The organism is Nonomuraea sp. ZG12 (genome assembly GCF_052068115.1).
Lineage (GTDB): Bacteria > Actinomycetota > Actinomycetes > Streptosporangiales > Streptosporangiaceae > Nonomuraea.
On sequence record NZ_JBQHCW010000001.1, the window covers coordinates 587,928 to 607,923 of the forward strand.

21 protein-coding genes are annotated in these 19,996 nt (G+C 71.9%); 6 read left to right on the forward strand and 15 right to left on the reverse strand.

Going from position 1 to position 19,996, the window contains the following annotated elements:
* Positions 1-41: 41 nt before the first annotated feature.
* The 10 genes from ACTMTF_RS02710 to ACTMTF_RS02755 all read right to left on the reverse strand — a co-directional run bounded on the left by ACTMTF_RS02710 (position 42) and on the right by ACTMTF_RS02755 (position 10,422).
* The gene (locus ACTMTF_RS02710; RefSeq protein WP_441109045.1) at positions 42-1,406 is read right to left on the reverse strand and encodes a lipopolysaccharide biosynthesis protein; all 1,365 of its coding nucleotides are present in this window, start codon (positions 1,404-1,406) and stop codon (positions 42-44) included.
* Positions 1,396-2,562: a DegT/DnrJ/EryC1/StrS family aminotransferase gene (locus ACTMTF_RS02715; protein WP_441109046.1), complete on the reverse strand. Its 1,167-nt coding sequence runs from the start codon at positions 2,560-2,562 to the stop codon at positions 1,396-1,398. The genes ACTMTF_RS02710 and ACTMTF_RS02715 overlap by 11 nt, the downstream gene beginning before the upstream one ends.
* Positions 2,559-3,653, reverse strand: a complete 1,095-nt coding sequence (locus ACTMTF_RS02720) for a GNAT family N-acetyltransferase (RefSeq protein ID WP_441109047.1) — start codon at positions 3,651-3,653, stop codon at positions 2,559-2,561. The genes ACTMTF_RS02715 and ACTMTF_RS02720 overlap by 4 nt, the downstream gene beginning before the upstream one ends.
* A gap of 41 nt (positions 3,654-3,694) precedes the next feature.
* A complete protein-coding gene (locus ACTMTF_RS02725) occupies positions 3,695-5,224 on the reverse strand; it encodes an MFS transporter (protein WP_441109048.1) in 1,530 nt (509 codons plus the stop codon).
* Positions 5,221-5,874, reverse strand: a complete 654-nt coding sequence (locus ACTMTF_RS02730; RefSeq protein ID WP_441109049.1) for an LppX_LprAFG lipoprotein — start codon at positions 5,872-5,874, stop codon at positions 5,221-5,223. The genes ACTMTF_RS02725 and ACTMTF_RS02730 overlap by 4 nt, the downstream gene beginning before the upstream one ends.
* 59 nt (positions 5,875-5,933) lie before the next feature.
* Positions 5,934-6,392, reverse strand: coding sequence for a MarR family winged helix-turn-helix transcriptional regulator (locus ACTMTF_RS02735; RefSeq protein WP_397000612.1), 459 nt, complete (start codon positions 6,390-6,392; stop codon positions 5,934-5,936).
* Between the two features lie 40 nt (positions 6,393-6,432).
* Positions 6,433-6,609, reverse strand: coding sequence for a hypothetical protein (locus ACTMTF_RS02740; RefSeq protein WP_397000610.1), 177 nt, complete (start codon positions 6,607-6,609; stop codon positions 6,433-6,435).
* Between the two features lie 9 nt (positions 6,610-6,618).
* A complete protein-coding gene (locus ACTMTF_RS02745) occupies positions 6,619-7,251 on the reverse strand; it encodes a 4'-phosphopantetheinyl transferase family protein (protein WP_441109050.1) in 633 nt (210 codons plus the stop codon).
* Between the two features lie 120 nt (positions 7,252-7,371).
* Positions 7,372-8,913 (reverse strand): alpha/beta hydrolase, encoded by a 1,542-nt coding sequence (locus tag ACTMTF_RS02750; RefSeq protein WP_441109051.1) that lies wholly within the window; start codon positions 8,911-8,913, stop codon positions 7,372-7,374.
* Between the two features lie 102 nt (positions 8,914-9,015).
* A complete protein-coding gene (locus ACTMTF_RS02755) occupies positions 9,016-10,422 on the reverse strand; it encodes an aminopeptidase P family protein (RefSeq protein WP_441109052.1) in 1,407 nt (468 codons plus the stop codon).
* 157 nt (positions 10,423-10,579) lie between these two features.
* Between ACTMTF_RS02755 and ACTMTF_RS02760 the strand changes: the two genes are divergently transcribed.
* From ACTMTF_RS02760 to ACTMTF_RS02775, 4 genes are all read left to right on the forward strand, one after another.
* On the forward strand, positions 10,580-11,008 hold the full coding sequence (locus ACTMTF_RS02760; protein ID WP_441109053.1) for a CBS domain-containing protein: 429 nt from the start codon (positions 10,580-10,582) through the stop codon (positions 11,006-11,008).
* A 21-nt stretch (positions 11,009-11,029) separates the two neighbouring features.
* Positions 11,030-11,623: a hypothetical protein gene (locus ACTMTF_RS02765; RefSeq protein WP_441109054.1), complete on the forward strand. Its 594-nt coding sequence runs from the start codon at positions 11,030-11,032 to the stop codon at positions 11,621-11,623.
* A gap of 69 nt (positions 11,624-11,692) precedes the next feature.
* Positions 11,693-12,454, forward strand: a complete 762-nt coding sequence (locus ACTMTF_RS02770) for a cyclase family protein (RefSeq protein WP_397000596.1) — start codon at positions 11,693-11,695, stop codon at positions 12,452-12,454.
* The gene (locus ACTMTF_RS02775) at positions 12,451-14,190 is read left to right on the forward strand and encodes a thiamine pyrophosphate-binding protein (protein ID WP_441109055.1); all 1,740 of its coding nucleotides are present in this window, start codon (positions 12,451-12,453) and stop codon (positions 14,188-14,190) included. The genes ACTMTF_RS02770 and ACTMTF_RS02775 overlap by 4 nt, the downstream gene beginning before the upstream one ends.
* Positions 14,191-14,229: 39 nt before the next feature.
* Here ACTMTF_RS02775 and ACTMTF_RS02780 read toward each other — a convergent pair whose 3' ends face one another.
* Genes ACTMTF_RS02780 through dhaK form a run of 3 tightly spaced genes read right to left on the reverse strand, consistent with a single transcriptional unit; the run spans position 14,230 to position 16,296 of the window.
* The gene (locus ACTMTF_RS02780; protein ID WP_441109056.1) at positions 14,230-14,604 is read right to left on the reverse strand and encodes a PTS-dependent dihydroxyacetone kinase phosphotransferase subunit DhaM; all 375 of its coding nucleotides are present in this window, start codon (positions 14,602-14,604) and stop codon (positions 14,230-14,232) included.
* Positions 14,605-14,653: 49 nt separating this feature from the next.
* Complete coding sequence (dhaL, locus tag ACTMTF_RS02785) at positions 14,654-15,301, reverse strand: dihydroxyacetone kinase subunit DhaL (protein ID WP_441109057.1); 648 nt, start codon at positions 15,299-15,301, stop codon at positions 14,654-14,656.
* 14 nt (positions 15,302-15,315) lie between these two features.
* Positions 15,316-16,296 carry a dihydroxyacetone kinase subunit DhaK gene (gene dhaK, locus ACTMTF_RS02790; protein ID WP_441109058.1) on the reverse strand — a complete coding sequence of 327 codons (981 nt, stop codon included), beginning with the start codon at positions 16,294-16,296 and terminating at the stop codon, positions 15,316-15,318.
* Between the two features lie 106 nt (positions 16,297-16,402).
* Between dhaK and ACTMTF_RS02795 the strand changes: the two genes are divergently transcribed.
* Entirely contained in the window at positions 16,403-17,155 is a 753-nt protein-coding gene (locus tag ACTMTF_RS02795; protein ID WP_441109059.1) for a lysophospholipid acyltransferase family protein, read from the forward strand.
* 7 nt (positions 17,156-17,162) lie between these two features.
* Here the strand turns inward: ACTMTF_RS02795 and ACTMTF_RS02800 are convergent, their stop codons facing one another.
* Positions 17,163-17,969: a serine/threonine-protein kinase gene (locus ACTMTF_RS02800; protein ID WP_397000584.1), complete on the reverse strand. Its 807-nt coding sequence runs from the start codon at positions 17,967-17,969 to the stop codon at positions 17,163-17,165.
* Positions 17,970-18,004: 35 nt separating this feature from the next.
* Positions 18,005-19,276 (reverse strand): MFS transporter, encoded by a 1,272-nt coding sequence (locus ACTMTF_RS02805; RefSeq protein WP_441109060.1) that lies wholly within the window; start codon positions 19,274-19,276, stop codon positions 18,005-18,007.
* A gap of 68 nt (positions 19,277-19,344) precedes the next feature.
* On the opposite strand from ACTMTF_RS02805, the gene ACTMTF_RS02810 reads away from it, so the two are divergent.
* Complete coding sequence (locus tag ACTMTF_RS02810; protein ID WP_441109061.1) at positions 19,345-19,953, forward strand: helix-turn-helix domain-containing protein; 609 nt, start codon at positions 19,345-19,347, stop codon at positions 19,951-19,953.
* The last annotated feature ends 43 nt before the right edge of the window (positions 19,954-19,996 follow it).

Below are 19,996 nucleotides of genomic sequence, written 5' to 3' on the forward strand. Positions count from 1 at the left end.
CCGCCTGATCCGCCGCCCCGGGCCCGCCCCGGGGCTGCGGATCAGGACTCGGTACGGGAGAGCGCCACGATCTTGCGCAGGCCGGGAAGCACGCACAGCCCGGTCACCGTCTGGCTGATGAGCAGGCCGTAGCCGACCCCGGTGATGCCGAAGACCGGGTACAGCGCGATGACGCTGGTGAACACGAGCAGCGTCATGCCGATCTGGATCATCGCCAGCTTCCTGGCCTCGCTGCGCGCCCGCAGCGTGCCCAGCCGGATCTCCACCAGCGCCATCGGCAGCACGCCCAGCGCCATCAGGCGCAGCAGCGGGGTGCCGGCCTCGGACAGCTCGGAGCCGAAGATGAGCAGGATCAGCGGGGCCGCCGCGATGACGACCGCCACGATGGGCCCGACGATGAGGAAGGTGCGGCGCAGCGCGTTGCGGGTGGTCTGGGCGAGGCGGGCGGAGTCGAGGGAGCCCTCGACCGTCAGCGAGACCGCCATGTTCGCCGCCAGCAGCCCCATCATGCAGCCGAGCGTGTGGGTCACCGAGAAGTAGCCGAACAGCTCGGGGTCGTTCAGCCAGGCGCCGACCATGACGGGCACCAGGTACAGGACCAGGAGCGTGGACAGGGTGCCGGAGAAGTCACCGGCCACGAACCGGCCGATCTCGCGCAGCCCCGGCGGGACGGTGTTCGCGCCGGTCCTGCTCACATGCTGGGGAATCGCCCGCCGGAAGATCAGCCAGCTGACCGGGATCAGCGCCGCCGCGGTGGGAACGATCCAAGACACGAAGATCCCGCCGAACAGCCCGCCCTGGGGCAGCGCGAACGCCAGTGCCACCAGCAGGCCCATCTTCAGCAGGCCGAACAGGGTGCTGTTCACCGGCACCCAGACGGCCTGGCGCAGCCCGGCCAGCACCACGTCCTGGAGGGTGAAGATCGTCCAGACGAGCACCGAGGCGAGGAAGAACAGCGCGGGCAGCAGACCGGCCAGCTCCGCGTACGCCGGCCCCCACAGGGGCAGGGTCAGCAGGAAGACCAGCGCCGCCAGCACCGCGGTGACCCCGGCGACTCCGTAGCCGCGCAGGATCAGTCTCCCGGTGCCGCGCCCCGAGATCGGGATGAACCTGGCCATGACCCCGACGAAGGCCAGCCCGACCAGTGAGGAGAACAGTCGCATCGCGGTGATCATCAGCTGGCCCTCGCCGAACGCGGCGGGGCTGTAGAGACGTACGGCCAGGAACCAGTAGCCCAGGCCCAGCACGGCCGTGACGGCCGTGTTGGCCATCAGCGCGTAGCCCTGCAGGAAGAGCGGATTGCGCAGGTCGGTCCGCAGCCTGCGCACCAGGCCGAGCCCTGCCTTGGGGGCGGGGGCGGTCTGCTGCGGTGTGTCACTGGCCATCTCGGGGGTGTTACCGACCATGGGGCGAGGGTCCTTCCGGCGCGGGCCGATCGAGCGGCCGCACACCGAGCCGCTTCAGCAGCCGCACCATGCGGGCGGCGTCGAGCGGGTCGGCGGGCAGCACGTGGCTCGTCCACCAGCGTGCGATCTCAGGTGTGGGGCCTTGGGGAATCATGGAGAGGTAATCGTCCAGCGGCGGGTCGTAGATGAAGCCGGGCACCACGCCCTGCCCCTCCAGCGCGGTGACGGCCTCGTCCCGGTCGGCGACGAGCAGCGGCACCCGCAGGAGCGGCTGGACCGGCGCCTCGCGGACTCCCTGCGCCGCCCAGGGCGTCGCGCGCAGGAGCTCGACCCCGGCCATGCTTCTGTCGCGCTCGCGGTCGATCGTCCTCATCCGGGAGCGCTGGAAGCGCAGGAGCGCCGTCCCGGCGCGCATCCGCCAGTCGTCCAGGTCGATGCGGAGCCACGGGTCCATCGCCGCGAGGTCACCGGACGCCTTGGTCACCTCCGCCACCGTCGTAGGGTAGCGGTGCCCTGTCCAGGTGACCAGGCCGAGCCGCTTGAGCGCGTGCCAGACCGGCCGGACCAGCCCGGTGCGGTAGATCGTCTCGCGGATCACCGGCCGGAGCACGGCGCCGAGCCTGGCCCCGCCGGGCAGCAGGAGCTCCGCACGCGCCGCGGCCAGCTCGGACAGCGCGCCGGGGTCGGCGGCGGTGAGGAAGCCACCGGACATCGCCCGCCCGTGCTTGGCCAGGCTGAAGACGCCCGCCTGCCCGTGCAGGCCCGCCGGGCGCCCGCCGGCCACGGTCTGGAAGGCGTGCGCGGCGTCGTCGATGAGGACCAGCCCGCGCCGGTCGCACTCGGCGCGCAGCTCGACCACCCGGTCGGGCTGGCCGTACAGGTGGGTGGTGATCACACCGGCGAGGCCGGTCCAGTCGACCCGCGGCACGTCGATGTTGCCGTCGCGCCACGACACCGGCGCCATCACCGGCGTGAGCCCGGCCGCCAGCGCGATGAACAGCACGGTCTCGCAGTTGGTGGGGGCGATCAGCACCCGGTCGCCGGGGGAGAACCAGTGGCGCAGCGCCAGCAACAGCCCGAACCGCGCGGACGGCACGTGCAGGCAGCCCTGGCCGATCCGCTCACTCATGACGGACTCGAGGTCGGTGACCTTCATCGCGTCTCGCCCTTCGCCCGGATGCGGCCGTAGCTCTTGAGCGCCCGGTCCGCGAGCCGGTAGATGGCCGGGGTGTCCAGCATCCGCTGCCGCACCATGCGCACCGGCTCGGCGCGCGCCCAGTGGACGCCCGCGCGGAGGGTGCGCCGGCGGACGATGCCCTCGCTCACCGGCGTGGTCCGGCTCTCCAGCGCGCTCTTGTACTCGTAACCCGCGCCGACGCTGAGATCGAGGGCGTCCAGGCCCAGGCCGGCCGCGTCCTCCGCCATCCGCAGATGCTGGATCAGGCCGGGCGAATACTTGGAGAAGGCCGGATCGTAGGCGGGGAACCAGCCGATCAGCGTCGAGTGCGAGCGCAGCCCGAAATGGCCCGCCACCGGCTGCCCCCCGGCGTACAGCATGGACAGCACGCCGCCGAAGTCCGGGGAGTCGATGGCGTGCAGCCGCTCGACGAGCCGCACGACCCAGTCCTTGGCGAAGCGGTCAGGGCGGCCGATACGCAGATACTGGGCGGACTTCCATTCCCTCAACAGGCGGAACTGCTCGTCGGAGTCGACCGCGAAGACGTGGGTCACCTCGCCGACGTCGCGGCCGAGCTTGCGCTCTTTGTACTGGGTGCTCTTCAGGAACTTCGGGGACCTGTCCTTCAACTCCTTCTCGTAGGCCGGGTAACCGTCGCTCAGGTCGAGTATGGTCGCCTCAAGGCTTTGCCTGGTGTAGGGGGCGAACCACGGTTGCCGCTCCACCAGACAGCCGAACTCCCAGACGTGCAACCCGCAGGCCTTCAACAGCTCGTCCGCATCGAAGTCGGCCCCCGGACGGTGGATCACGCCCTGGGAGAGCGACACCCACGCGCCCACGGCCGAGCCCACGCCGCCGGAGCCGTGCTCGTAGGGCAGAAAACCGGCGATGCCCGCCTCGTCGCGCACGATGAGGACCCGCACCCGATCGCTGACCTCGCCCATGGCGAGGGTGAAGTCGGGGCTGAGGAACGGGTTGGCCAGGTGTGGCTGGGCACGTTGCATCGCTCGCCACGCGTCAATGTCCGCGGCGCTCAGCTCAGGTGGACGGATCGCGATGAATTCCGGCATCTCACTCCTTCGGAATCTTGCCAAAAGGGAAACGAGTGATTTTACCGATTTAAATGTGACTGGGTTTGGGTTTCCGGCCACCGTCCGCTGATGAACATGGCCACACCCGCTCCCAGAAGGCAGAGGACCGCCGTGATCAAAAACATCTCGGTGTATTCGACGTGTAACGCGGCCCGCACCTTGGCCGTGTAGTCGGCCAGCCGCTCGGCGAAGACGGCCGGCTCGACGCCGAACGGCACCGGGGTGTCGAGATGCGCGGTCAACGACTGAAAACGGTAGAACCCCCACGCCGACACCGCGGCGATGCCGATCAGCATCCCCATCATCCTGGCCACCACGACCGCCGCCGACGCCACCCCGTGCTGCGCGGCCGGAGTCACCCGCAGCACCGCCGCCGACACCGGCGCGATCACCAGGCCCACACCGAGCCCGGCCACCACCAGCTCGACGTCCATCATGAGCCGGGCACCGGCGAGATCCAGCGGCCAGCGGCTCATCAAGGCGTAACCGGCCGCCGCCACGAGCATGCCCGCCACCGTGACGACCCGGTCGCCGAAGCGGCGGGTCAGCAGGCCGCCCAGCAGCGCGCCCACCGGCAGCGCGATGAGGAACCTGCCCAGCACGAGCGACCCCTCCAGCGCCTCCATCCCCAGCAGCGTCTGGGCGGTGAACTGCACGAACACCATCGTCACCAGCAGCGCCGCGCCGGTCAGGAAACTCACGCCCAGCGCGGCCAGCAGCGGCCCCCTCCGGACGTCCGTCAGGTCGAGCAGGCGTACGGGGGAGCGGATCTCCCACCACACGAACGCCACCGCCACCAGGACCCCGGCCGCGATGACGGGCACCCCCCAGGGTGGCAGGATCGCCTTGGCGGGATCGGGATTGTAGAGGCCGACGACGAGAAGCCCGAGCGCCAGGGCGAGCAGCGCGCCGCCGACGCCGTCGATCCCGCCCGCCGCCCGCTCGGTCCGCACCGGAGCCTTGGGGATGCCGAACTGGACGGCCAGCGCCGCGGCGAGCGCCAGCGGCAGGTTGATCCAGAAGATGGCGTGCCAGCCGCCCAGCTCCACCCCGAACACCGGCGCGCTCGGGATCAGCGCCAGCACCCCACCGTAGATGGGGCCCAGCGCGCTGCCCAGCTCCTGCGCCGCGCCCACCGCGCCCAGGGCCAGCGGACGCTCGCGCTCGCCCCACAGGTCGCCGATGAGCGCCATGGTGATCGGCAGCAGCGCGCCACCGGCCACCCCCTGGACGGTACGGCCCGCCACCACCGTCACCTCGCCGGTGGCCAGCGCCGTCAGCACCGAACCCGCGGCGAACGCCGCCAGGCAGGCGTGGATCAGCGGCCGCCGGCCGTAGCGGTCCGACAACCGGCCGAGCAGCGGCATCGCCGCGACGTACCCCAGGAGAAAGCCCGTGACCACGGGCGTGGCCCGCTCCAGGCGGTTGAGGGGGATGCCGATATCGGCGGCGATGTCGATGAGGACGGTCACGACCACGTAGGCGTCGAGCGCGGCGAGGAGCACCACCGCGCCGCCCACGCCGAGCGCGACCCGGCGGGCGCGCTTCATCCGGCGGTGGGAGGCGGTGTGACCGTCACCGGCGCGTCGTAGTCGCTCAACGACACCGTCACCCCGCCGTTCTGCAGCGGCAGCTCGACCTTGGTGAGCCTGCTGGTGGCCTTGTCGACCCAGACCTTGCCGTTCACGGCCTGCGTGACGCCCGGCACCAGCGTGCCGAGCGTCTGCGCGGAGAAGGTGGTGGCCACCCGGTAGGCGCCGCTCTCCTCGGCCTCGACGCTGGCCTCCGCCGCCGAGGTCAGGAGCTGCGCGATGCCCTTGGCCGGGTCGAGGATCAGCGAGGGGTCGTAGAGCTGGGCGAGCTGCTGCCTGGTCATCTTCTGGAAGCCGCCGGTCGGCCCCTTGAAGTGCACGGTGTCGCCGATCAGCGCGAAGGACACCTCCTGCAGGCTGCCCAGCACGTCCAGCGTGATCGTGCCGTCGGCGTCGCCCGCCGCGGTGAGCCGGCCGTCGGCCTTCTTGACCGGCACGTTCGGCTTGCCCTCGGTGGCGATCGAGAAGGTGGCCGACTTGACGGTCTTCATCGCCTCGGCCGCCTTCTTCATCAGGTCGGGCCCGGCGGGCAGCTCCTCGCCGCCGCCTGAGGAGCAGGCGGAGAGCACGGCGAAGACGAGAGCGTAGGCGAGGAGCTTTCTGAGCATGAGCGGATCGTAGCGAGCGTGCGGAAACGCCGCGCGCCGTCGCCGATATCGGTTGAGTGTCAGCGCAGCTTCTTCAGGTGCTCGACGATCGGGTCGTAGGCGTTGACCAGCTCTTCGAGCTGCTCGTCGGTGAGCCGGTCCACGAAGTGCTCGCGGACGCCGGTCACGTGCACGGGGGCCACCCGCTGGATGGTCGCCCACCCTTCGTCGGTGAGCACCGCGAAGGTCCCGCGCCGGTCGTCCGGACAGCCCTCCCGGGTGACCATGCCCTTGGCCTCCATGCGGGAGATCTGGTGGGACAGGCGGCTGCGTGACTGGATCGTCGCGTCGGCCAGGTCGCTCATCCGCATCCGCCGGTCAGGACTCTCCGAGAGGTTGACCAGGATCTCGTAGTCGTTCAGGGACAGGGCGTGCTCCTGCAGCTCCCGGTCCAGGCGGTGCATCAGAAGCTTGTGCAGGGCCAGGTGGGTGCGCCAGGCACGCTGCTCGGCGGGGGAAAGCCAGCGAGGCGCGCTCATGATTGCCAATCTAGCGTACGTAGAGTAACCAACGGCTCGGCTAGCTGAAGGCCATGACGATCGCCACACCCACCACGTGCATGAGAACGACGGCGACCAGAAGCGAGACGAACACGAACTTGGCCGGGCCATGTTCGAACGTCTTTCCCTCTTCGAGCGGCTTGCGCGCGGCCACACGGTCGGCGATGCGCTCTTCGAGAGGCTTACGGTAGAACATGTATCCAGATTATCCACTGATCGGCAACCGGCCGGCTTCCGCGTCGGTGACAACGGCCACTAATATGTCCGGCTCCGCGCGCCACTCCAGCAGATGCCGGCCCGTCCAGTCCTGGTCGGCGGCGCCCATCCGGTCCAGGGACAGCTCGCCGCGTTTGATCAGCGCCTCCTTACGCGTCCAGAGCCGGATCAGCTCGTCGTTGCCGGTGACCCCGGCCCGCTCGCGCGGCGTCAGTGCCATGCGGGCCAGCGTCTCGTCGAGCGGCCCCGCCGGGATCCGCTCCGCGTCCACCCCCACCCGGCCGTGCCCGGCCGCCGCGCACACGTAGCCGCGCGTGTGGCTGAAGCTCACGCCCAGGCTCGGAGCCTGCTCAAGGTACGGCCTGCCGTGCCCCGGGCCGTGGGTGTCGCAGTGCTGCAACAGCGTCAGCTCATCGGCCCGGACGCCGAGCACCGCCGCGGCGCAGATCCGTACCAGCAGGTGGGCGGCGGTGAACGAGAGGCGGTCGGCGTCGAACCTGAAGGTCGCGGCCCGCTCGCGCTCCACCTCGGTCAGCCACTCCTCGGGCGCGCGCACCTCCTCGGGCCGCCCGCCCATCGCCACCGGGCCCACCACGGCGCCGGTCATGGGGGTGTTCGTCACGGACGGTCACTCCTTCTGCTCGCCGAGCGGGGAGGCGGGCACGCGTACCCGCCGGAAAGGTACACCGCGCGACGCCCCCTTAGCCCGCGGCCGGAGCGAGAAGGCACACCGCCGGACCGTCTACCCGGCCAGGTTGTACGTGTAGCCGGGCAGCCCGGGAAGGGGGCCGGTGGGCGGCTGGAGCCGGGAGCGAAGAGTCCCGGCGTCGGCGGGCACGACCGCAGGGCACCTGGCGCCCTCGGCGGGCAGCGCCCCGGAGATCAGGTAGGCGTCGATCGCCGCCGTCGGGCACTCGCCCTGGCCGTAGATGCCGTGTCCCCAGCCCTCATAGGTGAGCAGCCTGGCCTCGCGCCCGATCTGCCGCGCCGCGTTGACCGCCCATGGGTACGCGGTGGCCGGATCGTGCAGGGAGTTGCCCAGCAGCAGCGTGGGGGTGCCGTGCACGCGCAGCCGGTGCTGCGGGTTGGGGATCGGCGCCGGCTGTCCCAGACAGGTGGCCACCATCCCCTGCGCCAGCACACTGACCAGCATGTCCGGCGCGATCGCCGCCGACCTGCGCAGATGGCGGGCGTACTCGCGGTGGTCGCGGACGGGCAGCAGGTAGTCCTGGCAGAAGATCTGCGTGGGATCGTGGAGCACGTCCTCCGCCTGCCGGGCGAGCGGCGTCAGGATGGCCCGTGCCGGCTCGCCGCTGTCCAGCGCCGCCAGGAACTCGGCCAGTTCCTTGAAAGCGGGGCCGTAGAACGCGCCGAACGCCTGCGAGATGAGCCCGATCTTGGTCAGCTTCTGGTCCGGCTCGCCCGGGAAGGTCAGCTCGCCCCGCTCGGCCCGCGCCAGCAGGCCGGCCCAGCGGGCGCGGACGTCCGCGCCGTGCAGCGCGCACGACTCGGTCCGGTCGCACCAGGCGACGAACTCCTCGAAGGAGTCCTGCACCGTCCAGGACTCGGTGTCCAGGAACGCCCGGGTGCCGAGGCTGTGGTCCATGTTGCTGTCGAGCGTCAGCGCACGGACCCGCTCGGGGAACCGCTCGGCGTAGAGCTGCCCGATGAGGGTGCCGTAGGAGACGCCGTAGTAGGTGAGCTTGTCATCGCCCAGCGCGGCACGCAGCGCGTCCAGGTCACGGACCACGCTGCCGGTGTCGACGTGGTCGTACAGCGGCCCGGTGCGGGCGCGGCAGTCCTGCCGGTAGCGCTCGTTGTGGGCGAGCAGCGCCTTGAAATCGGCCGGGCCGTCGATCGAGAAGGGATCGGGCGCCTGGCGGAAGAGGTCCATCGAGCACTGGATCGGATGGCTGCGCGCCACGCCGCGCGGGTCGAAGCCGACGAGGTCGAAGCGGCGGGTGATCTCCGGACTGAAGGCGCCGCCCTGCAGCACCGCGGTCACCCCGGAGCCGCCCGGCCCGCCGGGGTTGATCACCAGCGAGCCGATCCGGGCGCTCGGATCGGTCGCCTCGCGCCGCGCCACGGCCAGCTCGAACGTCTCGCCCCGGGGGTTCTTCCAGTCGACGGGAACGGTGAGCGTGCCGCACTCCGCGGTGGTGTCCTCGGCACACGGCGCCCAGGTGATGGCGCGGGCGCCGGCGGCGGCCGCCGCCGGGGTCGGGGCGAGCAGGGGGAAGAGCACGGTGAGTAAGGAGGTCAGGATCAGGACAGGGTTTCGCACGGCGAAATCCAATCGTCGGGAACCCTGATCATCACCTGGATCCCTGACCGGAGCATCAGACTCCGGGACCAAACCCGGAGTCATACTCAGGTATCAGTCCGCTCAGCGAAGGAGGGCCGACATCCAGGTCTCCACCTCGTCCGGGTGGCGGGGGAGTGCCGAGGACATCAGCCGGGCGCCGTCGGCCGTGATCACCAGGTCGTCCTCGATGCGCACACCGATCCCGCGGAGCTCCGCCGGCAGCGTGAGGTCGTCCGGCTGCAGGTAGAGGCCGGGCTCGACGGTCAGCACCTGGCCCTCCTCCAGCACCCCGTCCAGGTAGGTCTCGGCCCGCGCCCTGGCGCAGTCGTGCACGTCGAGACCGAGCATGTGGCCGCTGCTGCAGAGCGTGTACCGTCGGTAGAGGCCCGATTCCATCAGGGCGTCGGGCGAGTCGGCGAGCACCCCCCACTCGTGCAGGCCCTCGCAGATGACGCGCATGGCGGCCAGGTGGAAGTCACGGAAGCGGGCGCCGGGCCGGAGCACGCCGATGGCCGCCTCCTGCGCCGCGTGGACCAGCTCGTACACCTGCCGCTGCACCGGGCTGAAGCGGCCCGACAGCGGGAGCGTACGGGTGACGTCGGCGGTGTAGAGCGTGTCGGACTCGACGCCCGCGTCCAGCAGGAGCAGGTCGGCCGGGCGCAGGGCGCCGTCGTTGCGGGTCCAGTGCAGGACGCAGGCGTGCGCGCCGGAGGCGGCGATGCTCTCGTAGCCGACCGCGTTGCCCTCCAGCCGCGACCGCAGCCCGAACACGCCCTCCACGTAACGCTCGCCACGCGGATGCCCGAGCGCCTGCGGCAGGGCGCGCACCACGTCCTCGAAGCCGCGGGCGGTGGCGTCGACGGCCTTCTGCAGCTCGCCGACCTCCCACTCGTCCTTGACCAGCCGCATCTCCGCCAGGAAGCTCTCGAACTCGGCGTCGCCCCCGCGCGGGTCCACCACCGCGTCCACCATCGCGTCCACCGACGGGTCCACCCCGCGCAGCACCCGGGCCGGGCCCTTCAGGTCCAGCTCGCGCAGGTGCGCGCACTCCACCTGGTAGAGCTCCGACGCCTCGGCCAGATCCGGCCGCCGCCCCACCCAGAACTCGCCGTAGCGGCGGTCACGGTAGAACTCCTCGCCCTCCTCGCGCGGCGAGCGCGGCCTGACGTACAGCCGGGCCGCGCCGGACGGCTCGATGACGAGCACGTCGCCCGGCTCGCCCGCGCCCGTCAGGTAGGAGTAGGCGCTGTGCGGCCGGAACCGGTAGTCGTCGTCGTTGCTGCGCGTCTTGAGCGTCCCCGACGGCACGACGAGCCGCTCGCCCGGGAAGCGGCCGGCCAGCGCCGCCCGCCGCTTGGCCGCCCACGGGGCGACCGCCAGCGCCGCCACGTCGGTGCGCCGGGTGTCGGCCCACCCCGTGCGCATGAACGCGGCCAGCTCCTCGGTGACGGGCAGATCATGGCTTCCGATGTTGAGCGACTCGGTCATACGTGCCCCTGCGTGTGCTTTCGCCGGTTTTTCTGTACGCGCAGCTTAACGGGACTCCTTGACGCCGTCCCCACCGGCGCGCTTGCCTTGGAACCAGGTCGAGTGGAGCGCTTTAGCCGGGTCCCGCTCGGGGTAACTGAGAGCCGAGGTGGTGCAGATGCTCATCGGTACGATCCTGCGCGGCAAGGGGAGCGACGTCACGACGGTGACGCCGCAGTCGACCGTCCGCGAACTGCTGGCACAACTGGCCGAGCACAACATCGGAGCGGTCGTGGTCTCCCCTGACGGCGCCACGATCACCGGGATCGTCTCCGAGCGTGACGTGGTGCGCCGCATGCACGACCGGGGCGCCGCGATCCTCGACGAGGCGGTCTCGACGATCATGACCGTGGAGGTCCGCACCGTTGGGCCCGGCGACAACGTCGAAGAGCTTCGCAAGACCATGACCACCCACCGGGTCCGGCACATGCCGGTGGTCGAGAACGACCGCCTGATCGGCATCGTGAGCATCGGTGACGTGGTCAAGAGCGCCATCGAGGAGCTGGAGACCGAGAAGGCCTCGCTGGTCGACTACCTGCACCGTTGACGCGGGTGGGACGCTGTCCTGGTGATGTACGGGCCCCCTGAATACCCGCGCGCCTCCAGCAGCCCGACGATCATCCTGCTCGTCTCCGGGATGGCGGCGCTGCTGGGGTTCCTGCTCGGCTTCTTCACCGGCCTGGGCTCGGGCGGGACGACGTCCACGCCCGGGCCCAGGGTCACGGTGACGGTGGAGGGCCCGGCCCCCTCCGAGCAGCCGCCCGCCCAGCCTTCCGCCCAGCCCTCCGGCCAGCCCTCCGCGTCCCCGTCGGCCACGGCCCCGCCCGCCACGTCCGCGCCTCCGGCGACGGGGGCGCCCGTGCCGTCCACAGGAGCGCCGGCCACGGGCCTGCCCCAGGACGGGACGAGCCCCGACCTGCTCGGCGCCTTCGGATCCATGCGCACGCTCGTCGTCGGCGTGGACATCCAGCCGGGCACCTACCGGACCACCGGCCCCATCACCGGCGTCGACAAGTGCTACTGGGCCCGCCTGAAGAGCACCGGCGGCGACGTCGGGGACGTGATCGCGGCCGGTCTGCCGCCGGGCCCCACCAGCGTCACCATCCTCGCCACGGACAAGGGCTTCCAGACGGCGGGCTGCGCGGAGTGGATCAAGATGTGACACCTGGGGCGGTGTTTGCACAGGCCACATGCGCGTAGCAGACTGCCCTCAGCCACCAAGGAGGATGACATGTCGGTGTTGCGGAGCTTTATGGACAGTGTGCGTAACGGCTCGATCGAGGTGATCGACCTGACAGCGCCCCTGACCGAGAAGACACCGATCCTTCAGTTGCCCGAGCCGTTCAGCAACACCATCCCGTTCCGGCTGGAGGAGATCAGCCGCTACGACGACCGCGGCCCCGCCTGGTACTGGAACGACATCCACACCGGCGAGCACACCGGCACCCACTTCGACGCCCCGATCCACTGGGTCACCGGGGCAGACGGGCAGGACGTCTCCCAGGTGCCGGTGACCGGCCTGATCGCCCCCGCCGTGGTGCTCGACTTCGCCGCTCAGGCCGCCGAGAACCCCGACTTCCTGCTCCAGATCGAGCACGTCCAGGAGTGGGAGCGCGTCAACGGCGCGCTGCCCGACGGCGGCTGGCTCCTCTACCGCACCGGCTGGGACGCAAGGGCCGATGACCAGGACCGGTTCCTGAACGGCTCGCACACCCCCGGCATCTCCGTCGAGTGCGCGAAGTGGCTGGCCGAGGAGGCGCCGATCCTCGGGGTGGGGGTGGAGACGGTCGGCACCGACGCGGGTGCCGCCCACTCCTTCGAGCCGCCGTTCCCGTGCCACTCCTTCCTGCTCGGCGCGGGCAAGTACGGCCTGACCCAGCTGCGCGACCTCGACCGCCTGCCGGTGACCGGGGCCGTGGTGGTGGCTCCGCCGCTGCCCATCGTGGGCGGCTCCGGCAGCCCGGTCAGGGTTCTGGCCCTGGTCGAGCGTTGATCGTCGCCGAGGCCGTCGGCGCGATCCTCGCCGCGGCGGGGGCCGAGGTGGTCTTCGGCGTGGTCGGCAGCGGCAACTTCCATGTGACCAACGCGCTCATCCGCCATGGCGTACGGTTCGTCGCGGCCCGTCACGAGGGCGGCGCGGCCACCATGGCCGACGCCTACGCCCGGATGAGCGGCGGCCTCGCGGTCGTCTCCGTGCACCAGGGTCCCGGCTTCACCAACGCGATCACCGGCATCGCCGAGGCCGCGAAGAGCCGTACCCCGATGGTCGTCCTCTCCGGCGAGGCCACCGACGCCCGCTCCAACTTCGCCATGGACCAGGACGCGGTGGCCCGCGCGGTGGGCGCGGTGCCCATGCGCGTCTCCGACCCGGACACGGCCGGGCAGTACGCGCTGGAGGCGGTCCGGGTCGCCACCGAGGAGCGGCGCACGGTCCTGCTCAACCTTCCGCTCGACGTGCAGGCCGCGGCCGTCGGCGAGTCCTGGGGGCGGCTGGAGCACGTGGCCCGGCAGCTCCGCGACCGGCCCTCGCCCGCCCCGCTGGACGCCTCGCCGGAGGAGGTGGCGTCGCTGGGGCGGCTGCTCATGGAGTCCCGGCGGCCGGTGTTCGTCGCCGGTCGCGGGGCCCGGCACGCCCGGGGCGAGCTGGAGGAGCTGGCCGAGTCGGCCGGCGCCCTGCTGGCCACCTCGGCGGTGGCCCGGGGCCTGTTCCGGGGCAGCCCGTGGGACCTGGACGTGAGCGGCGGGTTCGCCACGCCGCTGGCCGCCGAGCTGATCCGCGGCGCGGACCTCGTGGTGGGCTGGGGGTGCGGGCTCAACATGTGGACCACCCGGCACGGGTCACTGATCGGGCCCGAGGCGAAGGTCGTACAGGTCGATCTGGAACGCGAGGCCGTGGGCCGTTACGTGCCCGCGGACCTCGGCGTGGTGGGTGACGTGGCACGGGTCGCCCGGCAGGTCCGTGCGGGCGTCCGTGCGGGCATCAAGTCGTCCCGGCCGCACGAGGTCCGTGAGACCTCTACGCCGTCTCCGGTGGGGGAGGGGCGCGGGTCCGGCGGCTCGGGGCTGGAGCGTGGTTATCGGTCGGCGGCGGTGGCCGGGCGGGTCCGAGAGGAGGGGCGGTGGCGGGCGGTGCCGTACACCGACGAGAGCGGCGACGGGCGGATCGACCCGAGGACGCTCACGATCGGGCTGGACGACCTGCTCCCCCCAGAACGGCTCGTCTCCACCGATTCCGGAAATTTCATGGGATATCCCGCAATGCTGTTGGATGTCCCCGACGAGTTCGGGTTCTGCTTCACGCAGGCGTTCCAGGCGGTCGGGCTGGGGCTGGCCACCGCCATCGGCGCCGCCGTCGCGCGCCCGGACCGGCTGCCGGTGGCCGCGCTCGGCGACGGCGGGGCTCTGATGAGCGCCGCCGAGCTGGAGACCGTCGTCCGCCTCGGGCTGCCGATGCTCGTCGTGGTCTACGACGACGAGGCCTACGGCGCGGAGGTGCACCACTTCGGGCCGCACGGGCATCCGCTGGACACGGTCATGTTCCCGCCCGCCGACCTGGCCGCCATCGCGCGGGGCCACGGGTTCGACGTTGTCACGGTGACCGGACCGGCCGACCTCGCCGGAGTGGCCGACTGGCTGGCGGGGCCGCGTGACCGCCCGCTGCTCGTGCACGCCAAGGTCACCCGCGAGCGCCCGTCCTGGTGGCTGGAGGAGGCGTTCAGAGGACACTAGAGCCGGCGGTGGCGCTGGACACCGCCACGGCAGCAGGGGCTAGAGCTTGCGGTGGCCGCGGGCCTCCTCGGCGGCGGCGAGCACGCCGGCCAGCGGCAGATCGCCGCCCGACGCCACGGCCGCCGCGATGGCGCCCTCCACGAACGGCACGTCCGCCAGCACCACCCGCCCCGGCTCCTCCAGCAGGCGGGCGGTGAGCACCGAGCTGCCCAGGTCGGGGATGAGGACGACCCCGTCGCCCTGGTCGACGACGCCGAGCGCCCGCTCGATCAGGTCCACGCTGGTGCCCAGCCCGCCGTCCTCGGTGCCGCCCGCCGCCGCGACCGGCACCCGCTCCCCGGCGATGCCGCGCGCCAGCGCCGCCGTCTCCGCCGCGAGCCCGGCGCTGTGCGAGACGAGCACCACGCCGACCATCAGACGGCCGCCGACGCCGGCGCCGCCATGACGAGCACCACGCCGGCCATCAGACGGCCGCCGACGCCAGCGCCGCCATGATGAGCGCCGAGGACGCCGCGCCCGGGTCCTCGTGACCGATGCTGCGCTCGCCCAGGTAGCTCGCCCGCCCCTTGCGGGCCGTCAGCGGGATCGTCGCCTTCGCCCCCTCCTCGGCCGCGCGCGCCGCCCGCTCGAACGCCTCCCGCGCCTGCGCCCCTTCCTGTACGGCCCGCGCCAGCGCCTTGGAGGCGGGGGCCAGCGCGTCCAGCATGGTCTTGTCACCGGGAGCCGCCTTGCCCAGCCGCTCCACCGCCCGCACCCCCGCCTCGAACGCCGTGGCGAACCCGGCCGGCGTGACCGGGATCTCCAGCGCCTTGCCCATCTGCCGGAACGCCGTGCCGTACAGGGGCCCCGAAGCGCCGCCGACGCGGCGGATCAGCGTGTTGCCCGCGGACAGGAGCACCTGCTCCGGCGAGGTCGGCGGCCACTCGGCCAGGGCCTGGCGCACCTCGGCGAACCCGCGGTCGAGGTTCGTGCCGTGGTCGGCGTCGCCGATGGCGGCGTCGAGCTCGGTCAGGTGGTCGCGGCGCAGCCGGATCAGCTCGGCGGCGCCGTTGAGCCAGGAGAGAAAGAAGTCGGTGTCCATCGAGCCGGTGCCCATAGAGTTCGGGCTCATCGAGTCGGCGTCCATCAGCGTCCCCAGCGCAGCGCGGGCGTCTCGACGGGCGCGTCCCACAGCCGGGTCAGGGCGACGTCGAGCCGGCAGACCGTCACCGAGAAGCCCTGCATGTCCAGGCTCGTCACGTAGTTGCCCACCAGCGAGCGCGCCACCCGTGCCCCCTTGCCGCGCACGATGGCCGCCACCTCGGCGAAGACCACGTACAGCTCCATCAACGGGGTGGCGCCCATGCCGTTGACCAGGACGAGCAGGTCGTCGCGCAGCGGCAGGTCGCCGTGGATCGCCGCCATCGCCACCGCCGCCAGCTCCCGCGCCGGCGCCATCGGCGCGCGGGCCCGGCCGGGCTCCCCGTGGATGCCGATGCCCAGCTCCACCTCGCCCGGCGGCAGGTCGAAGGTGGGTTTGCCGGCCGCGGGCGTGGTGCAGGAGGTCAGCGCGACGCCGAAGGACCGGCTGCGCTCGTCCACCTCGCGCGCCACCCGGGCCACCTCGGCCAGCGGCGCGCCCTCCTCGGCCAGCGCCCCGGCGATCTTCTCCACGAACAGCGTCGCCCCGGTGCCGCGCCGGCCCGCCGTGTAGAGCGAGTCCTGGACGGCCACGTCGTCGTCGACCAGCACGCTCGCCACCTCGACGTCCTCGACGAGCTCGGCGGCCATCTCGAAGTTGAGCACGTCGCCGGTGTAGTTCTTGACGATGTGCAGCACGCCTGCGCCGCCGTCGACGGCCTTGGTGGCGTCGATGATCTGGTCGGGCACCGGCGAGGTGAAGATCTCTCCGGGGCAGGCCGCGTCGAGCATGCCGTGCCCGACGAACCCGGCGTGCAGCGGCTCGTGCCCGGAGCCGCCGCCGGAGACCAGGGCGACCTTGCCCGGCCGTGGCCCGTCGGCCCGGTAGACGACCCGGTCGCGGACCCGCAGCGCCGGGTGCGCGGCGGCGAGGCCGGTCAGCGCGTCCTCGACCACGGAGTCGGCCGTGTTGATGAGCTTCTTCATGGTCGTAACATCTGCCCGTTTTCGCCCGGGGGCAAGCGCCGGGAGTGGATCTCATGCGACGGGTCGGCATACCAAGGAACCGGCCGGAATAGGCTACCTTCTGGTCATGGCTGAGATCGTGTACCCGCCGGTGCTGGCCACCGCGCGGACCCTCTTTCGCGTGCTCGACTACCGCTTTCACCTGGAGGGGACCGAGCACGTGCCGCGGACGGGCGGTGCGGTGCTGGTGAGCAACCACATCAGCTATCTCGACTTCATCTTCGCCGGATACGGCGCGCTGCCGGCCAAGCGGCTGGTGCGTTTCATGGCCAAGAAGGAAGTGTTCGACCACCGGGTCTCCGGGCCGCTGATGCGCGGCATGCACCACATCCCGGTCGACCGCGAGGCGGGCGCCGGCTCCTACGCCACGGCACTGCGCATGCTCAAGGCGGGCGAGGTGGTGGGCGTCTTCGCCGAGGGCACGATCAGCCGCTCCTTCACCGTCAAGGAGATCAAGAACGGCGCCATCCGCATGGCGCAGGCGGCCAAGGTGCCGATCATCCCGGTCGGGCTGTGGGGCAGCCAGCGGATCTGGACCAAGGGCAGGAAGAAGCAGCTCCTCCAGCGCCATGTGCCCCTCACCGTCCTGATCGGCGAGCCGATGCACCCCAAGCGCGGCGAGGACGTCGAGCAGCACGTGGCCGACCTGCACGCCCGGCTGTCGAGCCTGGTGGACCGGGCGCAGCGGACCTACCCGGAGATCCCGCAGGGCGTGTGGTGGCAGCCCGCCCACCTGGGCGGCACCGCGCCCACCCCCGAGGAGGCGGCCGCCATGGACGAGGAAGAGGCCCGCGCCCGCGCCGCCAAGGCCGAGGACTGACCGACGATCAGATGGCCGCCTGATAGCTGCCGGCGCGCATGCCCGCCAGCAGCCCAGCCGTCTGCTCGTGGGTGAAGCGCCGCACCGGGTCGTTGTGCAGCAGGCCCTCGATGAGCGGGCGCATCACGCCGGCCCTGCGCGGCGGCGGATAGCCGCCGCTGCGGGCCATCCCCAGCACCGTGGCCGCGTCCTGCCCTGGGTAGGGCGGCTGACCTTCGATGGCGCTGTAGAGCGTGGCGCCGAACGACCACATGTCGGCCTCCTTGCTGGCCGGGCCGCCGTGCAGCCGCTCCGGGGCCATGAACGCGGGTGTGCCGCGCAGCCGCCTGGAGGTGACCATCCGGATGTCGCCCTCGGCGGTGGCGATGCCGAAGTCGGTCAGCACCACCCGGTCGCCGGTCAGCATCACGTTGGCCGGCTTCACGTCACGGTGCAGCACCGCGGCCTGGTGGGCGGTGCGCAGCGCCGCGAGCAGGTGCTGGCCGATCGCCGCGACCGACTGCGCGGGCAGTGTGCCCACCTGGGAGAGCAATTGGTGAAGAGAGAGCCCGTCGAGGTACTCCATCACGATCCAGAGCTTGCCGCCCTCCTCGATGAGGTCGTGGACCGTGACGATGTTGGGGTGCGACAGCCTGGCCGCCATGCGCGCCTCGCGGAGCACGCGACGGCGCACCATCTCGGCCTCACCGGCCAGCGTCAGCTCCTTGAGTGCCACCTCGCGGTGCAGAAGCTGATCGAAAGCACGCCAGACGACGCCCATGCCCCCACGACCGGCCTCCTCGTTCAGGAGGTACCGTCCGCCGATCTCCCGCATACCATCCCCTCATTGACAGGGGTAATCATGTCATCTCAGCGCACGCCTTTGGGTGCCGAACGTGATCTGGATATGTCCGGAATCGTAGCGTCGCTGGTCAGAGGCGATGAAATTTGATCGGGTACGACACGCCATAGGAGGCCGACGGCGGCCAAGCAGACGCCCGTGGCGCTGAGAAACACCGCCGGCAGCCCGGCGAGCTCGCCCAGCACCCCGCCGAGCACCGCCCCGACGGGCATCCCGCCCATGCCGATCAGGCGGTAGGCGGAGTTGACCCGGCCGAGCAGTTCGGCCGGGATGAGCCGCTGCCGGGTGGAGATGACGAGCACGTTCGCCGCGGCTCCGGCGGCGCCCCACACCACGGCGGTGGGATAGAGCAGCCAATCGATCGGCAGGAGCACGGGGACCAGGTGCAGCAGCGCGCTGATCAACCACAGGCCCACCAGCGCCCGGCCCTCGCCGAACAGCTGGGTGACGCGGTCCGACACCAGCGACCCGGCCACCGCGCCGACGGCGAGCGCCGTCATCACCAGCCCGTAGCCGGCCGGCTCCATCCCGATCCGCGACCCCTCGCCGACGACCCACAGCACGAGCACGCCGAAGTAGGCGGCACTGGCGAAGTTGAGCAGCCCGGCGGAGACGGCCAGGGTGCGCAGGAAGCGATGCCCCCACAGGTAGCGCAGCGCCTCGCCGATGTCCCCGGCCATCGACCGCCGCCCGGTGCTCTCGGCCGAGGGCCGGAACCGGCCGCGCATGCCCAGCAGGAGCAGCCCCGCCGCGCCGTACAGGAGAGCGGGAGCGCCGAAGACGGCGGCGGGCAGGAGCGTGACCAGCAGGCCGGCCACGGGCGCGCCGGCGAACTCGTTGCCGATCATCTGGGTGCTCACCACGCGCCCGTTGGCCGTGGTGAGCTGTGCGGGCGTGACCGTCATCGGCAGCACCGACTGCGCCGCCACGTCCGCGAACACCTCGCTCACGCAGGCCAGCAGCACGGCCACCAGCATGATCCACAGGTTCATCACGCCGAGCGCGCCGAGCGCGGCCACGGCCAGCAGGACGGCCGCGCGGACCACGTTCGCCAGCACCATGACGCGCCTGCGGTCGAGCCGGTCGGCGATGGCGCCCGCGTGCAGCGCGAGCAGCAGCCAGGGCAGCGTGGCCGCCGCCCCCACCAGCGCCACCTGGACGGGGGAGCGGGTGAACGACAGCGCCAGCAGCGGCGCGCCCACCTTCAGCACGCCGTCGGCGAGGTTCGACAGCGCGGTGGAGGACAGCAGGAAGCCGAATGATCGGCCGAGACGCGCCATGGCCCACTCCGATAGTGTGTAAGGAAAGTTGTGCATAGGTTCCTTTGCAAAGATAGGTTTGCACACTGATGCAGCGCAAGAGCTTTTCCGCCCGGACTCTCGACGCCAACGCGCTCAAGTCCTTCGCCCACCCCCTCCGCCTGCGCCTGTACGAGCTGCTGGAGGAGCACGGCCCGTCCACCGCCACCCGGCTCGCCGCCCTGGTCGGCCACAACACCGGCGCGACCAGCTACCACCTTCGGGAGCTGGCCAGGCACGAGATGATCGAGGCCGTGCCCGAGTTGGGGCGCGGCAAGGAGAAGTACTGGCGGGTGGTGCCGGGCGGCTTCTCCTACGGCGAGCCGCCCCCCGACGCCGACACGGCCGGCGCGCTCGCGTTCCTGCTCGACGAGCTGGTACGCCAGCGCGGCGCGGAGCTGACCCGGTGGCGCGAGGAGAGCGACGGCACGCCGGAGGAGTGGGTCCAGGCCAGCGGCCTCGGCCGCCGCTCCCTGCGGCTCACGGCCGAGGAGACGACCGGGATGCGGGACGAGGTGTTCGAGGTGCTGGAGCGCTACCGCGCGCTCTCCGACCGCCGGATCAGCGCGTCCCCGGCCGCTCCCGGCCCCGGCACCGCGCAGGTGATCGTGCACTTCGACGTCTTCCCCGTCGGGGCGGGGGAGCGGGACGACGCCTAGCGCGCCTTCCGGCCATGGCGATGAACTGCCCCGCGGTGCTGTG

Bases quoted from the DNA above. Each gene is read 5' to 3' on its own strand.
- ACTMTF_RS02710 (WP_441109045.1), bottom strand. From the start codon at position 1,406: ATGGTCGGTAACACCCCCGAGATGGCCAGTGACACACCGCAGCAGACC.
- ACTMTF_RS02715 (WP_441109046.1), bottom strand. From the start codon at position 2,562: ATGAAGGTCACCGACCTCGAGTCCGTCATGAGTGAGCGGATCGGCCAG.
- ACTMTF_RS02720 (WP_441109047.1), bottom strand. From the start codon at position 3,653: ATGCCGGAATTCATCGCGATCCGTCCACCTGAGCTGAGCGCCGCGGAC.
- ACTMTF_RS02725 (WP_441109048.1), bottom strand. From the start codon at position 5,224: ATGAAGCGCGCCCGCCGGGTCGCGCTCGGCGTGGGCGGCGCGGTGGTG.
- ACTMTF_RS02730 (WP_441109049.1), bottom strand. From the start codon at position 5,874: ATGCTCAGAAAGCTCCTCGCCTACGCTCTCGTCTTCGCCGTGCTCTCC.
- ACTMTF_RS02735 (WP_397000612.1), bottom strand. From the start codon at position 6,392: ATGAGCGCGCCTCGCTGGCTTTCCCCCGCCGAGCAGCGTGCCTGGCGC.
- ACTMTF_RS02740 (WP_397000610.1), bottom strand. From the start codon at position 6,609: ATGTTCTACCGTAAGCCTCTCGAAGAGCGCATCGCCGACCGTGTGGCC.
- ACTMTF_RS02755 (WP_441109052.1), bottom strand. From the start codon at position 10,422: ATGACCGAGTCGCTCAACATCGGAAGCCATGATCTGCCCGTCACCGAG.
- ACTMTF_RS02760 (WP_441109053.1), top strand. From the start codon at position 10,580: ATGCTCATCGGTACGATCCTGCGCGGCAAGGGGAGCGACGTCACGACG.
- ACTMTF_RS02770 (WP_397000596.1), top strand. From the start codon at position 11,693: ATGTCGGTGTTGCGGAGCTTTATGGACAGTGTGCGTAACGGCTCGATC.
- ACTMTF_RS02780 (WP_441109056.1), bottom strand. From the start codon at position 14,604: ATGGTCGGCGTGGTGCTCGTCTCGCACAGCGCCGGGCTCGCGGCGGAG.
- dhaL (WP_441109057.1), bottom strand. From the start codon at position 15,301: ATGAGCCCGAACTCTATGGGCACCGGCTCGATGGACACCGACTTCTTT.
- dhaK (WP_441109058.1), bottom strand. From the start codon at position 16,296: ATGAAGAAGCTCATCAACACGGCCGACTCCGTGGTCGAGGACGCGCTG.
- ACTMTF_RS02795 (WP_441109059.1), top strand. From the start codon at position 16,403: ATGGCTGAGATCGTGTACCCGCCGGTGCTGGCCACCGCGCGGACCCTC.
- ACTMTF_RS02800 (WP_397000584.1), bottom strand. From the start codon at position 17,969: ATGCGGGAGATCGGCGGACGGTACCTCCTGAACGAGGAGGCCGGTCGT.
- ACTMTF_RS02805 (WP_441109060.1), bottom strand. From the start codon at position 19,276: ATGGCGCGTCTCGGCCGATCATTCGGCTTCCTGCTGTCCTCCACCGCG.
- ACTMTF_RS02810 (WP_441109061.1), top strand. From the start codon at position 19,345: ATGCAGCGCAAGAGCTTTTCCGCCCGGACTCTCGACGCCAACGCGCTC.